This is a genomic window from Sorangium sp. So ce1036, from assembly GCF_051369805.1.
Taxonomy (GTDB): Bacteria; Myxococcota_A; Polyangia; order Polyangiales; family Polyangiaceae; genus Sorangium; species Sorangium cellulosum_F.
Genome location: NZ_JBBMOX010000001.1, coordinates 2,455,253 through 2,472,087 on the forward strand (window position 1 = coordinate 2,455,253; position 16,835 = coordinate 2,472,087).

The 16,835-nt window shown below is 69.9% G+C and carries 7 protein-coding genes, 1 tRNA gene and 2 pseudogenes; 6 read left to right on the forward strand and 4 right to left on the reverse strand.

What is annotated here, in order from left to right:
- Positions 1-112: 112 nt before the first annotated feature.
- From WMF31_RS09390 to ltrA, 4 genes are all read left to right on the forward strand, one after another.
- Entirely contained in the window at positions 113-1,423 is a 1,311-nt protein-coding gene (locus WMF31_RS09390; protein ID WP_436601602.1) for a hypothetical protein, read from the forward strand.
- A gap of 390 nt (positions 1,424-1,813) precedes the next feature.
- A complete protein-coding gene (locus tag WMF31_RS09395) occupies positions 1,814-2,512 on the forward strand; it encodes a DUF4230 domain-containing protein (RefSeq protein ID WP_436601603.1) in 699 nt (232 codons plus the stop codon).
- Positions 2,513-2,826: 314 nt separating this feature from the next.
- Entirely contained in the window at positions 2,827-3,087 is a 261-nt protein-coding gene (locus WMF31_RS09400; protein ID WP_436601604.1) for a hypothetical protein, read from the forward strand.
- Between the two features lie 823 nt (positions 3,088-3,910).
- Entirely contained in the window at positions 3,911-5,203 is a 1,293-nt protein-coding gene (ltrA, locus tag WMF31_RS09405) for a group II intron reverse transcriptase/maturase (protein ID WP_436601605.1), read from the forward strand.
- 108 nt (positions 5,204-5,311) lie between these two features.
- Here ltrA and WMF31_RS09410 read toward each other — a convergent pair.
- The 3 genes and pseudogenes from WMF31_RS09410 to recC form a co-directional block, all read right to left on the reverse strand.
- A pseudogene (locus WMF31_RS09410) lies at positions 5,312-6,493 on the reverse strand (IS4 family transposase); the annotation flags it as partial.
- 88 nt (positions 6,494-6,581) lie between these two features.
- Positions 6,582-9,992: pseudogene (recB, locus tag WMF31_RS09415) on the reverse strand (exodeoxyribonuclease V subunit beta); the annotation flags it as partial.
- A gap of 1 nt (position 9,993) precedes the next feature.
- The gene (recC, locus tag WMF31_RS09420) at positions 9,994-13,344 is read right to left on the reverse strand and encodes an exodeoxyribonuclease V subunit gamma (protein ID WP_436601606.1); all 3,351 of its coding nucleotides are present in this window, start codon (positions 13,342-13,344) and stop codon (positions 9,994-9,996) included.
- Between the two features lie 1,072 nt (positions 13,345-14,416).
- Here recC and WMF31_RS09425 point away from each other — a divergent pair.
- Positions 14,417-14,502: transfer RNA gene (locus WMF31_RS09425), tRNA-Leu, on the forward strand.
- 467 nt (positions 14,503-14,969) lie between these two features.
- On the opposite strand, the gene WMF31_RS09430 is transcribed toward WMF31_RS09425, so the two are convergent.
- Positions 14,970-15,746 carry a hypothetical protein gene (locus tag WMF31_RS09430; RefSeq protein ID WP_436601607.1) on the reverse strand — a complete coding sequence of 259 codons (777 nt, stop codon included), beginning with the start codon at positions 15,744-15,746 and terminating at the stop codon, positions 14,970-14,972.
- 427 nt (positions 15,747-16,173) lie between these two features.
- Between WMF31_RS09430 and WMF31_RS09435 the strand changes: the two genes are divergently transcribed.
- Positions 16,174-16,434, forward strand: coding sequence for a hypothetical protein (locus WMF31_RS09435; protein ID WP_436601608.1), 261 nt, complete (start codon positions 16,174-16,176; stop codon positions 16,432-16,434).
- Positions 16,435-16,835 lie beyond the last annotated feature (401 nt).

Sequence of the window (16,835 nt, forward strand, 5' to 3'; positions counted from 1 at the left end):
GCCGCGCAGCGGACCGGGCGCTCCTCTCCCGTTGGAATCGCGCTGTGCGCTTGAAATGGAGGGCGGGTGCGCTCACCGTGAAGGGGTGGCAGGAACCGCTGGAAGTGACGGCGTGTTCAAGCGCTGCGGGGTGGTCGTCCAGCCCTACGCGAGCGTCCGCGCCCTCGGCCGGTTCCTGACCGCGACGCTCACCTGGCTCCTCATCCTGTTCTCCGCGGCCCGGCTGATCGTGCCGCTCGCCGAGCCGCTGGCCTTCGGCCTGGTGATGCTGTTCGCGACGCTCGGCGCGGTGCTCGGGCTGCTCGGCCTGGCGTGCCTGATCTACACGCCGTTCGCCTGGCTCCGGGCGGTGGTGGGCTCCTCCGGCGCCGCGGTCGTCCGGGTGGGCGGCGCGCTCTCGATCGAGCATCCTGGCGACCGGAGCTCGTTCCCGCTCGCCTCCCTGACGAGCGCCCGGCTGTCGAGCTCCGGCGGCGAGGTCGCGTTGAGGACCGACGACGGCGACATCATCCGCGTGCGCCTCGATGAGCCGGGCGACGCGGAGCGGCTGCTCGGCGCGATCGCGACCGGGCGGGCGCGCGGCACCTGGAGCGCCCGGCTGTACGGCGCGCCGCTGCCGCTCGGGCGCCGTCTGTTCGTGGGGGTCGCGGCGCTCGTGACCCTGGTCTGCTGGGCGGTGATCGATCTCGACGTGGCGATCTCGCTCGGCGTCGTCACGGGCGTCGCGGCGTGGGCGCTCGCGGCGCTGCTCCGGGAGGGCTCCGGGCGCCGCGTGCTGGTGGTCGGCCACGATGGCGTCTCGATCCGGAGCGACGGGGGCGAGCGCTTCATCTCGTTCCGCAGCATCGAGCGGGTCGACGAGACCTGCCTCGGGGTGGAGCTCGTGCTCCGGGGGGGCGAGGAGGTCGCGCTGACCATCGTCCCGCCGCAGCTGCTGCGCGACCCGACGGAGACGGGGCTCAGCATGGTGCTGGCCGAGTGGCGCCGCGAGCACCTGCTCCGGCTGCTGCGCGAGCGCATCGGGCGCGACGATCATCCCGAGGCGGGGGGCGCCGGCGCGCTCCTCGAGCGCCGCGGGCGGACCGCGCCGGCGTGGCGGGCGGCGCTGCGCTGCCTCGTGGCCGAGGCCGGCGCCGACTACCGCACGGCGAAGCTCACGCGGGAGCAGGCGCTCGCGGTGCTCGAGGCCGGCGGCGCGCCGGCCGAGCTCCGCATCGGCGCCGCGCTCGCGCTCTCCTCCGCGCGCGACCGCGCGACGGCGGAGCGGCTGCGGGTCGCGGCCGAGGGCTGCGCGAGCTGCGACGTCCGGATCGCGCTCGAGCAGGCGGCCGACGGCGAGGTCGACGAGGGCACGCTCGAGCGGGCGCTCTCGGGCGGCGAGGCGGCGCCGGCGGTCCTGCGATCCACGGCGCCCGCGGCGTGAGGGCAAGCGCGAGGCGGAGGCTGGCGGGACGCTGACGTTGGCGCGAGGATGAGGCTGGCGGTGCGCTGAGGTAGGCTTGGGCCGAGGCCGGCGCGCGGCTGGGTCCGGTGCGCGGCCGAGGCCGGCGCGTGGCCGAGGCCGGCGCGCGGCTGAATCCGGCGCGCGGCTGGGTCCGGTGTCGCGGCCGAGGCCGGCGCGACGCCGGGCGATCCCCGCCAACCTGCCCTGGGAAGCGGGCCCGGTTCGATTTCTCCTCGCCTTCCGGCGTTCCTGTTCTCAGATCTCTCGAAGAGGACGCGCGGCTCAGCCTGGTCCGTGCACAGGCCGAGCTGTCGCGGGCGCCTTCCGCGCGCGTGGTCCTCCGAGGCTGCTCTCCGAGGTTGCTCCCTGATGGAAGGCCCGATCCAGGATCCTTACGCTTCGGTGGTCGTTCGTGCGCCGCGCCCCCGCGCGCCCCTGGGCCGCGCCGCGCAGATCGCGCTGGCCTGCGTCGCGCTGCTCGCGGCGGTGGGGCTCGGCGCGTTCGTGGTGGCGCCGCGCCTCGGCGCTCGCGGGCCGGCGGACACCGTGGTCGCGCGGCCGTCTCCGGCGCTGCTCATCGCGATCCGCGACCTGTCGCGGCTCGAGACCACGGAGGTGCACGTCGAGAAGGTCGTGGATCTGGCCGACAGGCAGAGCCGCCTCTTCGGCCTGGTGCAGGCCACCGACGCCCTGTTGCTCGTCGCGGTCGGCCACGTGACCATCGGCGTGGACCTCGCGCGGCTCGGCGAGGGCGACATCGCGATGGATCCGGAGACCGGCGTCGCGCGGATCACGCTGCCGGCGCCGGAGGTGTTCTCCACCCGGCTCGACGAGGACGAGACGTACGTCTACACGCGGTCGACGAGCCTGCTCGCGCGGCGCAACGAGCAGCTCGAGGCGCGAGCCCGGAGGGAGGCGACGGCCGCGATCGAGAAGGCGGCGCTCGAGGGGGACGTGATGTCGCGGGCGAGGGCGCAGGCCGAGCGGCAGATCACGGCGCTCGCGACGCAGCTCGGGGCGAAGCGCGTGGAGGTGCGCTTTCGCGAGGTGGGCCGGGGCGGGGATTGACCCGGGGCGTCACCCACGCAAGGCAGATGCGCTCATCAGCGGGTTGCTGAGCGCGCCGCAAGCCTCGTTCCGAGCGGCGCGCACGCCGGACTCGGCGCACGCGTTAATCAAGGAGACATCGGAGAGAATCGGCCGGTGCAAGGGTCCAGTCGACGCTCCATGAAATAGAGCGTCTCCCTCGGTGGCGAAAGGCCGGCGAGAGCTAGGTCGCATCGATTCGTATGAGCGAAGCACAAGTCTGAGTCTGGGCGTTGTTATCTTATTTTCTTGGCATACATGAACTTTACATAACGATTTATGAATCCGTTTAATCCATGGCCATTGACGGTCAGCTTCTTCATTGTTTCGATATTGCTTCTTCCAGCGCTCGTGTAGTTGTACAGATAACAACTTCTGTCTCTGAATTCAACCGTGATAGTTTCGGCGCCGATCTCGTAAGACAATACTCCAGAGTTGCCGCTTCTATTTCTGTACGCTACCACCTCTACCTCCCGCTTATCAATCGTGAACTGGCTCTGTCTCTGACGATCGACAGCGAGCGCTTGCGCCGCTCGTACGCTGCAGCGGCTCGTTAGCCTTCCGGAATAGTCCTCACACAGCGGACCACCAAAGGGCCACCTCTTGGCACGCTGCTGCGACGGTGTTTCGGCGTACCCGGAAGGCAGTCGGGGCCCGATGCCAACTCTTTGTGAAGACGTCCAGTACGGCGCAGTGCCTGGCGCTGGCGACATCTCCAGCAGCAAGCAGGTATGTCTCAACGTGCTGATGCATGATGGTGGCAACATTGAGTCTGGCGTCATCCGTGAGCGTGTTGGATTTGGAAAACTGAAACTTCAACGCTCCGACAACGTTCTTCCCTCGGTGTGTTCCACGAAGGCTGAGGCATCCCCTGTGCGCCGTGAAAGCGGCGCGTTCCTTGTGAGATGAAAGGAGCTCACCCTGTCAAAAGTCGAGAAGATAGGTAGCCAGGTCCCCTGCGTGATGCCGCGAGGTATCCAGCAGAAGCGGGGCCGGAAAGCTGTGGGCGGCAATCCACGGCTGCGAAGCGACGGGCCGCAGCGCGAAGCGAACCCAGATGTAGCCTCGTCAATCAACGGAGAGGCCGAGCCGCTAGGGGAATCGGCGAAGGCAGCACGTGGCGGGAAGGTGCTCGACCAACGCACCGCTGCGCTCTCCCGGGGTAGCAGGGGCAGCACGTCGCAACAGGAACGCGCTGAACACGGGAGACCTCGCCCGGTGTGGCTGGCAACTGCAACGGATCATTCAAGGTCGCAAGCCGAGATGGTCGGGCCGGCGAGGAGTCGGAAGGGTTCGTAGTACCGAAGAAGGCGGTGAAAGCCGCCGGAGGGAAGGGGCCCTGCTCGACGATGCGACCCCTGCGGGGAAGGAGAGGCGATTGTGGCAACACTAGGAACGCCGACAAAGATCCGGGAACTGCAACGGGCGCTGTACCTGCGCGCCAAGAAGGAGCCGAAGTTCCGCTTCTACGCGCTCTACGACAAGGTCTGCCGGCCGGACATCTTGGTCCACGCCTATGCGCTGGCGAAAGCCAACGGAGGTGCTCCAGGACCCGACGGCATGACCTTCGAGATGATCGAGGCGAACGGAGCGACGGCGCTGCTGGAGGAGCTGCACCATGAACTGAAAGCGAAGATGTATCGACCGGGACCGGTCCGACGGGTGTACATCCCGAAGCTGAGCGGCGGGGAGCGGCCGTTAGGCATTCCCAATATCCGCGACCGCATCGTGCAAACGACGCTCAAGCTGGTGCTGGAGCCGATCTTCGAGGCGGATTTCGAGCCGGATTCGTACGGCTTCCGTCCGAAGCGAAGCGCCCACCAAGCGCTGGGGGCAATGCGCGAGGCGCTGGAGCAGGGGATGGGCTGGGTGATTGACGCCGATCTCAGCGCTTACTTCGACACAATTCCGCATGACCACCTAATGAAGGCAGTTGCGGAGCGTGTCGTTGATGGCGCGGTGTTGGCGCTGATCAAGCGCTTCCTCGAAGCGCCCATCGTACAGGAGCGGGAGGGCGGCCACCCGCGGCGGAACCGACAGGGGACGCCGCAAGGCGGCGTCATCTCGCCGCTATTGGCGAACCTGTATCTGCACCTTTTGGATCGAAACTTCCGGCGACGGGTCGAACGAGGAGAACTCGCAGGACGACTGATCCGGTATGCGGATGATTTCGTGGTGCTCACGCCTCGTAAGCCGGACAAAGAGATGGCGTGGGTGGAGAAGATCGTGGGCCGACTCGGGCTGGTGCTGCATCCCGAGAAGACGCGCATCCTGAACGCCCGGAAGGAGGATTTCGCCTTCCTTGGCCATCAGGTGCGTTGGCGGTATCGGCCCTACGTCTTTGACCTTGCCGGCAAGACCGCGAAGCGCATCCGTGACGAGATCCGTCGGAGGACACGACGCACCTGGATGAGCCTAAAGGCGATGATCGCTGATCTGAACGGCTACATTCGGGGTGCTCGGAACTACTTCCGACAGGTCCGTCCTCGGGCGCTTGCCGATCTCGACTACTTCGTGCAGCAGCGCATGGCGCGATGGTGGGCGCGCAAGCACGCCCTCCGTCGCCCGGCGTGGTCGCTCACGCACCGGGGAACACTCTATGACCAGCACGGTCTGGAGCGGTTTTACCTCCCCCGGGCGCTCCGACTGGCACATTCAAGGGGCACAACGTGAACGTCGAGGGAAGCCGTATGCGGGAGATCCGCACGTACGGTTTAATGAGGGGCTGCTGGCCCGTGCGTCATGCACGGCGGGCTGGGGTCTACTCCACCATTTGACCTCGAAGAAATGGCTGAAGAACGCATGCTCGCGGACGATGCGGTCAAAGGCATCCACCAGGCGGCGAAGCCACTCCTCCCGCATCGTGGGGATGCAGTGATACCAGTACAGCCCCTGGCGATAGAGCGAGTGCGTTCGCTTCTTGACCGTGTTGACCTTCAGAGTTCGATCGAGCCCGGAGGCCTCGCTGGCGGCGCCGAGCAGCGTCAAGAGCGTGTGCGCCATGGCGACCAGCAGCAGGAGCCGATCGCGCCGGGCCGCATCGCGGATGTTCGTCGCCGACAGCCCCATGCCGAAGTGGAGGTCCTTGGTGTCGCGGAAGGTCTCCTCGATCGTGAACCGCCGGCCATAGAGCTTGACTACCTCCGCCGCCTTCGTGGTCGCGAGCGACGTCGCCAGGCACCATGCCTCCTTCATGCGCGCCGCCTTCACGAGCACCACGGCGCCCACGGCGGCACGCTTGTCCGTCACTCGCGCGCCGACCAACAACTTCGGCCGGCCGTTCGACGGCACCCAGTCCTCGGCGGGACGCACCGCGCCCTCGGCCGATTCGACGAGGATGCAGCCTCGGAACCGGATGACGAAGTCCCAGCCGAACGCTTCCAAGAGCGCGTAGAGCTCCTGGTAGCCGAACGCCCGGTCGGCCAGGAGCGTGATGTTCACGTTCTCGGGCAGCCAGGTGTGCAGTCGCTCGACCATCTCCAGTTCATGTCCGGTGCGCTGATCCTTCAGCGCCGACTTCTTCACCGTCTTCCAAGCCAGCGGCATCGCCCGACCGTGGGTCGTCACCATGTAGGCGCAGAGCGTCGTGTGGTCGTCCTTGTCGAAGTCGGTCCAGTCGAGGGCGATGAGAATCGACGCGTTCTCTCCCACGACGAACCGGACCCAGCGCGCCAGCACGATGTCGAGCGACAGGGCGTCGTTACCCAACATGCGGTCGACCTGCTTGACGCCGCTCTTGGCGGCGATCTTCGCCACGTTCGCGTAGGCCTGCCCGATGGCGTGGATCGACAGGACGGCGGCGTTCAGAACCCCGGCGACGCCGTTGGCCAGCGACAACACGCGCAGGGCATGCAGATCGGGGCCGAAGACGCGGTCCACGAACTCGCGGGTGTGCTCCAGGCCGAGCTTCTCTCGGTCGGGCTTCTGGGTCGAAAGCGAATCGGCAACGGTCACGGGCGGCATCATGCCGCATCAACCACCCGCCGGGCGATGGATTCCCGGCTCCGCGAAGAACAAGGGGATCCCTCAGGGAGGGGAGGGGACCGAGGAAGTTCGATTTGTAGTCGACCACGTAATACCTCCCTTCGTGCTCGAATACGAGATCGATGAACCCGCGCAGGAATCCATCGAGCGGCGGAAACGGCAGGCTCCGGAGCGCCTCCGCGTAATCGCTCGGGATCGGCGGCGGCGCGTGCCGAGCGAAGACATCGGCGAGCGCCCTCTGGGTGAACGGCTCCCCCGTGCCGTCGGGGCGGCGCCCTGCGACCGGGAAGACGAACTCGAGCTCGGAGAGGCGCTTTCCGCGGGCAACGTCCCGGAGGGCGAACGGCGCCGCGTCCGGCGCCCACGGGGCCGGGAGCGGTGTGGCGAGCGCGCCGAGCACGGCGCGCGTCAAGGTCTGCTGCCATGTCGCGACGGACAGGCCGAAGCGGCTGAGCTGCCGCGCGACGCAGGCCGAGACGTCGGCTTCGGGCGCCGCGAAATCGACGAGCTCGAGGATCTTGTGGATCATGTCGCCGGGGCCGGGGCCTCGCGGGAAGGCGTGGAGCAGGACCGGGGTCCCGTGCGCGGGGACCGCGGGCGGTGAGGGGGCCTCCTCGACGATCGCCTTCGCCTCGGCCTCGTCGTGGTCGCGGCCCTCGGATTCGAGCGGCGTCGGGACCGCGGCGGTGGTTGTCTTGATGAGGCCGGAGAAGCTGCTCGTCCTCCGCCACGAGGCGAGCGATCGGGATACGGCCCGGGCGCGGAGCGAGCCACCTGCGTCGGGGGGTGGTGTGTAGGGGGGGCCGGGATCGAGCGTGAGCTGCTCCAGGGCGACCGCGCCTGCCGTGGTCTTGACGAGCTCCTTCAGCTCCTCGAATAGCTCATCGTCATCCAGCGTTTTGATGCGCTGCTTCGTCGACTCGAATCGATCCCCCTCCGACGCCGGTCCTTGATGGAGCAGATATCCGAGGGCCGACGTCTCCGCGCTGTCGAAATTCCCCCACACGACGGAGCACAGGTGCTTGGCCCGCGTCAGCGCGACGTAGAGTAGGCGCAGGTTCTCGGCGGCCTCCTCGCGCTCGGCGAGCCTCTTGTGCTCCTCTCTCTGTGAGGAGCCGAGATCGAGCTTGCGCCGGTGCTCGTCCGCGGGATCGTGGAAGCTGATCGGACCGATCTTATCCTGGGGGCGGCGCACGCCCTCCCAGAGATAGGGACAGTAGACCACGGGGTACTCGAGCCCTTTGCTCTTGTGGATCGTCACGAGCTTCACGGCGACATCGTCGCTCTCGAGCCGGATCTGCGCGGCCTCGGCGCCGAGCCGGTCCCGGGCGCCCTTGCTCCGGCGCATCGTGGAGAGCCACCGGAGGAGACCCGCCGGGCCGAGGTGCTCGCGCGTCGAGGCGACGTGGAGGAGCTCGGCCAGGTGAAGGAGGTTGGTGAGCCGCCGCTCCCCGTCGACGAGGCGGAGCAGCCGGGCCGGCGCGTCCTGCTCGTCGAGCATCCGCCGGAAGGCCGTGATGAAGCCACGGTCGCGGGCGAGGTGCGCCCAGCGCTGGAAGCGCGAGACCCACGCCTCCCAGGCCCCGTCGTCCGCATCGAGCGCGTGGATCTCGTCCGCGCTCAGGGAGAACAGGCTCGTGCTCAGCGCGAGGCGCACCGCGCCGGAGTACGAGGGCTCGACCATCGCCGCGAGGACGTGCTGGACGCAGCGCGCTTCGGGGGCGTCGAAGACGCTGACGTCGCCCTGGCGCACGCTCGGGATGCGCAGCGCGCGGAGGGCCTCCTGCACGGCGGCGGCCTGGCTGTTCTTGCGCACGAGGACCGCGATGTCACCCGGGGAGAGCCGGCGCCCGTCGAGGGTGGCCCCGGATTGGAGCCACCGTGCGATGTCCGCGGCGACCGCAGAAGGCAGGTTGTGGCCAGCCCAGTCCTTGGTGAGCTGCGCGGTGGGCTTGTCCGTGCGCCCCTCGCGCGCGACGAACAGCAGCCGCAGCGGGGCCACCCGAGCGCCGGGCACGCTGAGCCGCGCGGTCGCTCCCGGCGCGGGGTTCACCTCGACGAAGCCGATCTCGCCGAGCAGGAACGGGTCGCGGGCGCGGGCGAACACCGCGTTGACCGCCGCCACGAGATCGGGATCGGATCGGTAGTTGGTGTCCAGCGTGAAGCGCCGCTCCTCGGCGTCCCGCGCCGCGCGCAGGTAGGCGAAGACATCCGCGCCGCGGAAGGAATAGATGGCCTGCTTGGGATCGCCGATGAGGAACAGCGACCCGGCCGCGGGGCCGGAGTAGATGGCGCGGAAGATGCGGTACTGGACAGGGTCGGTGTCCTGGAACTCATCGATGAGCGCCGCCCTGTAGCGGCCGCGCACCGCGGCCGCGAGCGCGGGGCCGGCGTGGCCGCGGAGCGCGGCGTCGAGCTTGTGGAGCAGGTCGTCGAAGCTCTGCGTCCGCGTGGCCTCGCGGCGGCGCCGGACCTCCCGCCGGGCGAACTGGACGAAATCGCGCTTGAAGGCGACGATGCGCTCGTCGATCGCCGCCGTCGCCTTGTCGGCCGCGTTCCGTAGCCTGTCGCACGCATTGAAGAACGGGTGGTCGGGCGGGCTCTGGCCCTTCTTCGCGCCCTTCTTGAGGCTCTGCGTGGTGAACTTCTCGAACTTCTCGAACTGCTTGAACAGCGGCAGCGAGCCCGTCTCGTCGTCGAGGAGCGTGCGGTCCATCTCGCGCGCCCACTGGGGGACGTGCTTCCGGTTGTACTGCCGCTGGTCCAGGGGTCCGAGCAGCTCGATGACGCGCTCGCGCTCGTCGCGCCAGATGGCCGCCGCCTCGTCGCGCGCCGCCCCGAAGGCCTCGAGGGCTGACTCCATCGCCTCGGGGGCGCGCGGCTCCGGGAGGACCGGCACCTCGGGGTCGTCCCCCGCCGCTGCCGCGAGCTGCGCCAGGCTCTCCGGCGAGATCCTGGCGCCGAGGACATGGCGGACCCAGCTCGACGGCGCCTGGTACAGCGACTCGGCCCAGTAATCCGACGCCACCTCGTCCAGCAAGGCGCCCTGGTCGGCGACGAGCTCGGCGTCGAAGCTCGCATGGCTCTCGAAGGCGTGGTTGGCGAGGATGCGCTGGCAGAGGCCGTGAATCGTGAAGATCGCCGCCTCGTCGAACGCGCGGAGGGCCTGGACGACGTGCGCCTTGTCGCGGGCGGGATCGCGGCTTTCGCGGACGAGCGCGGCGAGCTCCTCGTCGCCCGCGGCGCGCTCGTCCGACAGCGCCGCGAGCGCCTCGCGGAGGCGCCCGCGGATGCGGTCACGCAGCTCCGCCGTCGCCGCCTTGGTGAACGTCACGACCAGGATCTCGCCGACGGATAGCCCCTTCTCCAGGAGCAATCGCAGGAACAAGGTGGTGAGCGTGTACGTCTTTCCCGTCCCGGCGCTCGCCTCGATGAGGCTGCCGGCGAGCGGGGTCCGCAGGGCGTCGAACCTCTCCACCTCAACCCTCCTCCCGGTGCTCGATCAGCGGCCGGAACACCGTCGCTGCGAGCTCGGCGAAGCCGTGCTCCGGAGACGCCCCAGCGCCGGGGGCGGAGGCGAGGCGCAGCGTCGGATCCGTCGGATCCCGACCGCCGAGCACCCGAGCGATATAGGGATCCGCGGATTCCTTGCCTTCCGCGCCCCGGCCCCCGTCCGGCTTGAAGGTGGAACGCGCCGCCGCGCGCGCCGCGTCCTCGGACTGGCCTTTCACGAGCGCCTTCGCGTACGCGAGCGAGGTTTCGGGGAAGAAGGGGAGCGGCTGCTCCTGCCCCGCCCGATAGAGGTCCACGAGCGCAGCCAGGTGTCCGAGCGCGTCGGCCACCGGGCGATACCGCACGACCTCGACCTTTCCGTCGTAGCCGACGAAGAGGCTCTCGCTCGGGTCTCCTGGCTTCGCCGCGAGCTGGAGCGCGAGGTGCCTTATCCAGAGCGCGAGCTCGTTCGACGCCTTGACCTTGCCGAAGCGATACCGCACCTGCGCCCCCGGCCAGAGCTCGCGCAGCCACCCCGTCACCCGCGCGCCGCCCGCGAGGAGATCGATCTCGCGCGGCGCGAGCGGCTCGCCGTCGGCGTGGCGGCGGATCTCGGCGGTCATGCGCTCGATCTCGGGGAGCCTCTGCTCGAATCGGCACCGGCCCACCGCGCCGAGCGGCAGCGCGCCGCTCGCGCGCAGGTACTGGTACGCGGCGCGCGGATCGTCGCCGCCGAGCGCGCGGCGCAAGAGGTCGGAGCCGAGCTGGTATTTGTCGAGCGGGGAGAGATCCATCGGCTCGCGGTCGGGGACGTCCTCGTCGCCCTCCTCGAGCCGGAGGCCGATGCGATCGCGCAGGAGCGCCCTCATCGGGTTCCTGAAGAACTCGCTGAGCTGGTCGAGCGTCACGGCGGTGATCGGCTCGTCCGGCGGCCGCAGTCGGGCGTGGAAGAACGGAGGCTCCTCGACGCGGGGGTCGATGAGGGCGCGCGCTCCCTCGCAGAACCGAGCCGCATAGCTGAAGAGGCGCGCGTCGCCGCCGGCCCGGAAGTACACGGGGCTGAACGGCTGTAGCGGGTGCCGCACCAGGACGTGCTCGCGCGCGGGTCGGATGCGGGCGCCGCGCGCCGGAGGATCGAGCGTGAAGCCCTCGTCGATGGCGTCGAGCAGCTCGCTGACGACCACCGACGGCGGGATCTCCGCGTGGTCGCGCATCGACTGGCCTACGTAGGTGAGCAGGAGCCGGTCGCGCGCGGAGAGCAGCGCCTCCAGGAACAGGTAGCGGTCCTCGTCGCGCGGCGATCGGTCGCCGCGCCGCGGGTGCTCCGCGATGAGATCGAGGCTCGCGGCGCGCGCGGCGCGCGGGAATATCTCGTCGTTCATGCCCAGCAGGCACACGACGCGGAAGGGGATGCTGCGCATCGGCAGGAGCGCGCAGAAGGTGACGCCGCGCGCGAGGAACGCGTGGGCCCCGCCCGGCTCGCCGAGGCGCGCCTCCAGCCGCGCGCGCACGACCTCGAGCGGGACGGGCTCGTCAAAGCCGGCCTCGCGGGCGTCCTCGACGAGGTCGGCGAGGGCCTCACGGAGCGCCTGGAGCTCGTGCGCGTGGCCGTCTGGCGCCGCGAGGAGGCCATCGAGCGCGGCGGACAGCTTCTCGTGAAGGACGGCGACCGGGTGCGGGCCGGCGAGCGCCTGCTCCAGGGCGAAGAGGCGCTCGCAGCCAGCGGCGAAGCGCCCGAGCAGGTCGCCGTCGCTGCCCTCGACATCATCGAACGGCAGGGTGCCCTGGAAGAGGACGCGGCCCTCGCCCGGCATGGCGTAGCCGAGCAGGAGCCGGTCGAGGCCGAAGCGCCACGTCGTCTCGTGGAAGGCGGGCTGCTTGGAGCGGGCGCGGTGCGCGGCGTCGATGCCCCAGCGCACGTTGGACTCGACGACCCAGCCGCGAAGGGCATCGAGCTCGTCCTCGGCGATCGCGAAGGCGGTCCGGATCGGCTCGCGGCCGAGCAGCTCGAGGACCGCGCTCGCGCTGACGCGCCCGGCGACCACGGAGAGCAGCGCGAAGAACGCCTCGAGGACGGGGCTCTCGGCCTCGATGCCGCGGTCGGCGATGCGGAAGGGCACGTGGTCCCGCTCGCGCGGATCGGTGCCGAAGATCGCCTCGACGAGCGGCGCGTAGGTCTTGAGATCGGGGCTCATCACGAGGATGTCGTGCGGCTCGAGGCCCGGCACGTCGTGCAGCATCGCCAGGATCTGGTCGCGCAGCACCTCGACCTCGCGCATCGGGCCGTGACAGACGTGGATCGTGATCGAGCGATCGTCGCGCGCGACAGGGAGCGGCGGTGTCGCGGGGTCCCCGGCGCGGCGGTGGCGTAATGACAGGATGTCGGACTGGAGCACCGCGAGCATGCTCCGCGGTCCGGCGGCGAGGGGATCGACGTAGAGATCGCGCGGGTCCTCGACGTAATCGACGCGGCTCTCGAGCACGAACTGGAAGTCGCGCCCCATGCGGCCGAGCGAGGCGAGGAGCGGGTTGCCCTCGGCGAGCGCGAGCGCCTCCTCGGGCTCGGCGGCTGGCCCGTTGCGGTGCGCGGCGCGGAGCTCGCGCGCGATCTCGCGCCTGGAGCGGATCTCGGCCCAGTGCTCACGAGAGGGGCTGAGGAGAAACAGGTGCACCTCGATGAGGCGTCCGAGCGCGGCGAACAGATCGACGAAGAGCGGCGGCAGGCTGCCGATGCCGAAGATGCTGATGCGGCAGGGGAGCCCGGAGGGCGCCTCGCCGAGGCGCGCGGCGGCCGCGGCGAAATCGGCCGCACGGCGCGCGATGTGCGTGGCGCCGACGCGTGCGACGAGGGCGCGCCAGAGGCTCGACTGCCAGCCATCGTCCTCGCCGGCCTCCCAGGCGAGGACGCGGTCCGGGCGGTAAACGGGGTACTGATCGAACAGGTCGGCGACGCGTGCGGCGAGATCGAGGCGCCGGACGCCGAGCGCATCGCCCTCAAGGTAGCCGCGAAGCTCCGCGAAGGCGGGCTGGGTGACGAGATCGGGAAGGAGCGCCGCGATCGACCAGACGATCTGTTCGGGCGTGAAGCGCGGCGCTTCGCTGGCGGGGGCGTCGAGCACTGCCGCGAGGGCCTCTTCGATGAAACGGCGCGGGAAGGGGAATCGCGCGTTTGCCCAGATGCCGAGGTGCTGGGCGAGCTCCAAGGCGAGCCACCGTTCCATGCCCTTGCTCTGGACGACGATCACCTCGGGCTCTGTGGGCGCCGGCCCCGGCATCGCCACGAGAGCCGCGAGCTCATCGAGGAGCGACTCGAGGCGGTTACTGCGGTGGACGAACATGGCGCGATCCGGACATGGAACGAAAGCAGGGGCAAGCGTCGTCTCGGCGCACACTCCGGGCCCGACGAATCTCTAACCGATTCTTTGGCATTCGAAGCAGTGACTCTTGCCACCCGTACCCTTCAGCCGATGCTCGGGCTTGATCTCTTCTCCGTATCGGCAGGTGCTCTGGTCGTGATACACCTCCCGATGCTCAGGCGGATATTCGCGGGTGCTCGTATGATAAGCATCTACCTTGGCCATGCAGAAACCTCCTCCGGTAGCACGTAAACAGGCGGCGAGAACACCCTGGCGCCGTTCGATTCTGGGAGGATATTAGCCGGTTCCCCGCACCCCCCACGATACGCAGATCTACGTAGAGAAGCGGGCCGCCGGACCGGCCGCACGCGCGATGCCGAAGCGCACGGCCCCACCGGCAAGTTGTTAGGCACGAACCCTGTATGTCACCGCGCCATGCGCGCGCTCCCGCCGATTTCGCCCGCGTCGCGCCGTCACATCGCGCAGCTCCTGCACCGGCTCATGGCAATCGCCGTCTTCCCCTGCCTCCTCGTCGCGACCAGCCCGCTCCCCCGCGGCCTCCTCCCCAAGATCGGCTCCGCGATGGCGAAGGCGTGCCTCTGCCCCGACGAGGGCGCGCGGCTGCTGGCCAGCACCGCGATCCCGCTGTGCTGGCGCCTCCTGTGGGCTCCTGACCCGCGGGGGCCCGCGCATCGGCGAGGCGGCGCGCCTGCCAGGCGCGGGACGTCGCCCTCCAGGGCGGGCGCGCTGCGCCTCGAGAGGAAAGCACGACCGCCAGCAGGCGCGCGCACGACACGCGCGCGACGTCCATCACCGTCGCGCTCGTGAGCGGCCGGAACGAGATCGGGCCCGCCGATCGGATCGGGCACCGGAGCTCCGTCGTGGGCCACAGGGGCCGCCGGGCGGCCAGGACCTTTGCAGAGCGGGCCCTCAGCGAGCTAGCTTCCCTCGCCGAGGCGAGCCCAGGGCACGAGGATCACGCCAGCGGGACGGACAGCGAAGGGGGTGGTGCGGCGCGGGACGAAGCGATAATATACTACATTATCAACCAGTTGGCCCCGTGGCGAAATGGCAGACGCGGTGGATTTAAAATCCGCGGCCCGTACGGGCGTCCCGGTTCGAGTCCGGGCGGGGCTACCAGGCGAAATCATTGGGTTTTTTTGACCGTTTCCGGTGCGGCGCCCTCGCCCCATGATGGGCCGGTCCGCCCGCTTCCGCCGCCTTGTCGGCGCAGCGGTCCGGGATCGCGGGTCGAGCGGGGCGAGCTCCCCGAGCCCACGCTCGGCCGCCGTCCTGGCCGCGCCCCGGACGCGATTCGGGCGCGGAGGGCGCGCGCGACGCCAGAGCGAAGCGCCCAGGCGGTGGTCGGGGTAGAGCGCCGGATCCGCTCACCCGACGTCCGCTGCTTCCCGAGCGCCTCGAACGCGGCGCCGGGCGGCGGAGGGCCGGGCAGGGGCGCGCGCGGGCGCGCCTCGTCCTCGCAGAACCCGTCGGCGGCACCGCAGAGGGCTTCGAGCGCCTTGCCGTCGCGCTGCGCCGCACGCTCGATGCGCCGCACGCTCGATGCGCCCGCGCGCAACGTGCCAGCGCGTCCCGGCTCCGCCGGATCAGAACACGAGCCGGGCCGACAGCCCCCCAGCCCCGAGCGACGCGATGGGCCGGAGCTCGACCTTCACCTCGCCCCGATCGTGGATGCGGTAGGCCTGTGGCCTGTTCATGAGGAGCAGGACCGTCCCCGTGACCGCTATCGCCCCGCCGGCGATGAAGGCGCCGATCGCGACGTCGTCGCCGCCCTGGTTGCCCCTGTCCGCCTCTCCGCTCCACATCAGCCCGCCGCCGGCGGCGCCCAGGGCCGCGCCTGCCCCGAGCACGGCCCAGGGGATCCACCTGGGCCACGGCGGCGGGGCAACGACGGTATCGACGCGCCGCGCGAGCTGGCCTGAGGCCTCTCTGCCGGCGATCACGAGGATGGGTTTGACGATCGTGGAGTAGCCGTCCCTCCTCACCATGACGATGTGCTCTCCGGGCGTGACCATCCGACGCTCGGTGCCGGGGCCGACGAACCAAGGTTTGCCGTCGAGCAGCACGGCAGCGCCCGGCTCATCGCAGCGGATCTCGATGGCGGCGAGCTCGTTCTCCATGAGCGCGCGTATCGTCGCGCGCGCCTCCTGCTCCTTCTCTGGATCGAGCGCCCCGGGCCCCCATCGCAGGGCGAGTCGCAGGTTCTCATAGGCCAGGAGCGGCAGCCCGATGCTCCTCAACACCCGCCCGAGATAAAGCCGGAGCTCAGGGTGCTCCCAGGCAGCCAGCGCCTCTTCGTATTTCGCCCGCGCCTCGACGAGCATCATGCGCCGGTGCAGCGCCCGCGCCTCCGCGAAGTGCACGTGCGCCTGCTGCTTTCGATCGTCGGAGATGCCCTGGTGCCATGGCGGCGGCGACGGTGAGGGACGGGGCGGCGGCGCCTCCACCGCCGCCGGCGGCGTCGACGGCGACGGTGGACGCGGCGACAGCGACGGTGGATACGGCGACAGCGACTCTGGAGGCGGGCCCGACTGCGCTTCGGCCCGTGTGGGCGCGGCGCACAAGGCGCACGAGGCGCACAGGGCCACGAGAGCGATCGGTGGTGAGTGCTTCGCTGCTGGGAGGGGGACGTGCATGGGTCGCGTGCGGATCGTCTTGCGTTGCAGGTCGCCCGAGGTGGTCCATCGAGCCTTCACCCCGGCTCGCCCGGGCCGGCGAGCATGCCGCGCGCGCAAGGGTACGCGCTCGCAGGTCCTCCTGTGAAGCGAGCTCGTCGCATGTCCGAGGTCCATGGTGATCGAGGACATCGGCGGGCAGCGCCTCGGCGCCTGGACGAGGCAGCGCAGACCTCCGGACGCCGGGGAGGAGATGTCGACGGCGCCCGTGCCGCCCAGCTTCGGGCGGCTCCGGTATCGCATCGACGGGCTCGGCGGTCGAGGGATGCTGCGCGATCCGGAGTCCCCCGGACTCGTCAAGCCCGAGGTGCTGCACCAGGCTGATCCCGGCGGTCCGGCAACGTTCTTCGTGGAGTTTTCCCGCGAGGCCGGATGATCCCGATCGGCCGGGGTTGGGCGGTGCGCGGAGGGCCGCCCCGCACCACCCGCGAGCGGACTGCGGCACTGAAGAGGCCCCGTCGACGCATGATGGGTCAATTATCGATATAGAGTCGCTTTCCCAGGAGAGTGAACGAGTCTGGGTTCTATGCTCGAACCCACGCGCGCAACGTGGCTGTACGCCGAACGGACACTGTACGGCAAAGCGCGGCAAAACGGCCTCGACTAAGAAAAGAGTCTTGACTTTCGCCCCCTGTTTGTGTGAATGTTCTAATCTCCCTTGGCGGTCCGGACCGTCCTCGGCCGGGGGCCGCAGCCGGTTGCAGGATCGCCCAGGGGCGACTCCGAGTGAGGCCATTGCCGGGATTGCTTGCTTCTTGCGGCCGCGTGCCCGCGTTG

Coding starts and splice junctions, on each gene's coding strand:
- WMF31_RS09395 (WP_436601603.1), top strand. CDS start 1,814: ATGGAAGGCCCGATCCAGGATCCTTACGCTTCGGTGGTCGTTCGTGCG.
- WMF31_RS09400 (WP_436601604.1), top strand. CDS start 2,827: ATGGCCATTGACGGTCAGCTTCTTCATTGTTTCGATATTGCTTCTTCC.
- recC (WP_436601606.1), bottom strand. CDS start 13,344: ATGTTCGTCCACCGCAGTAACCGCCTCGAGTCGCTCCTCGATGAGCTC.
- WMF31_RS09435 (WP_436601608.1), top strand. CDS start 16,174: ATGGTGATCGAGGACATCGGCGGGCAGCGCCTCGGCGCCTGGACGAGG.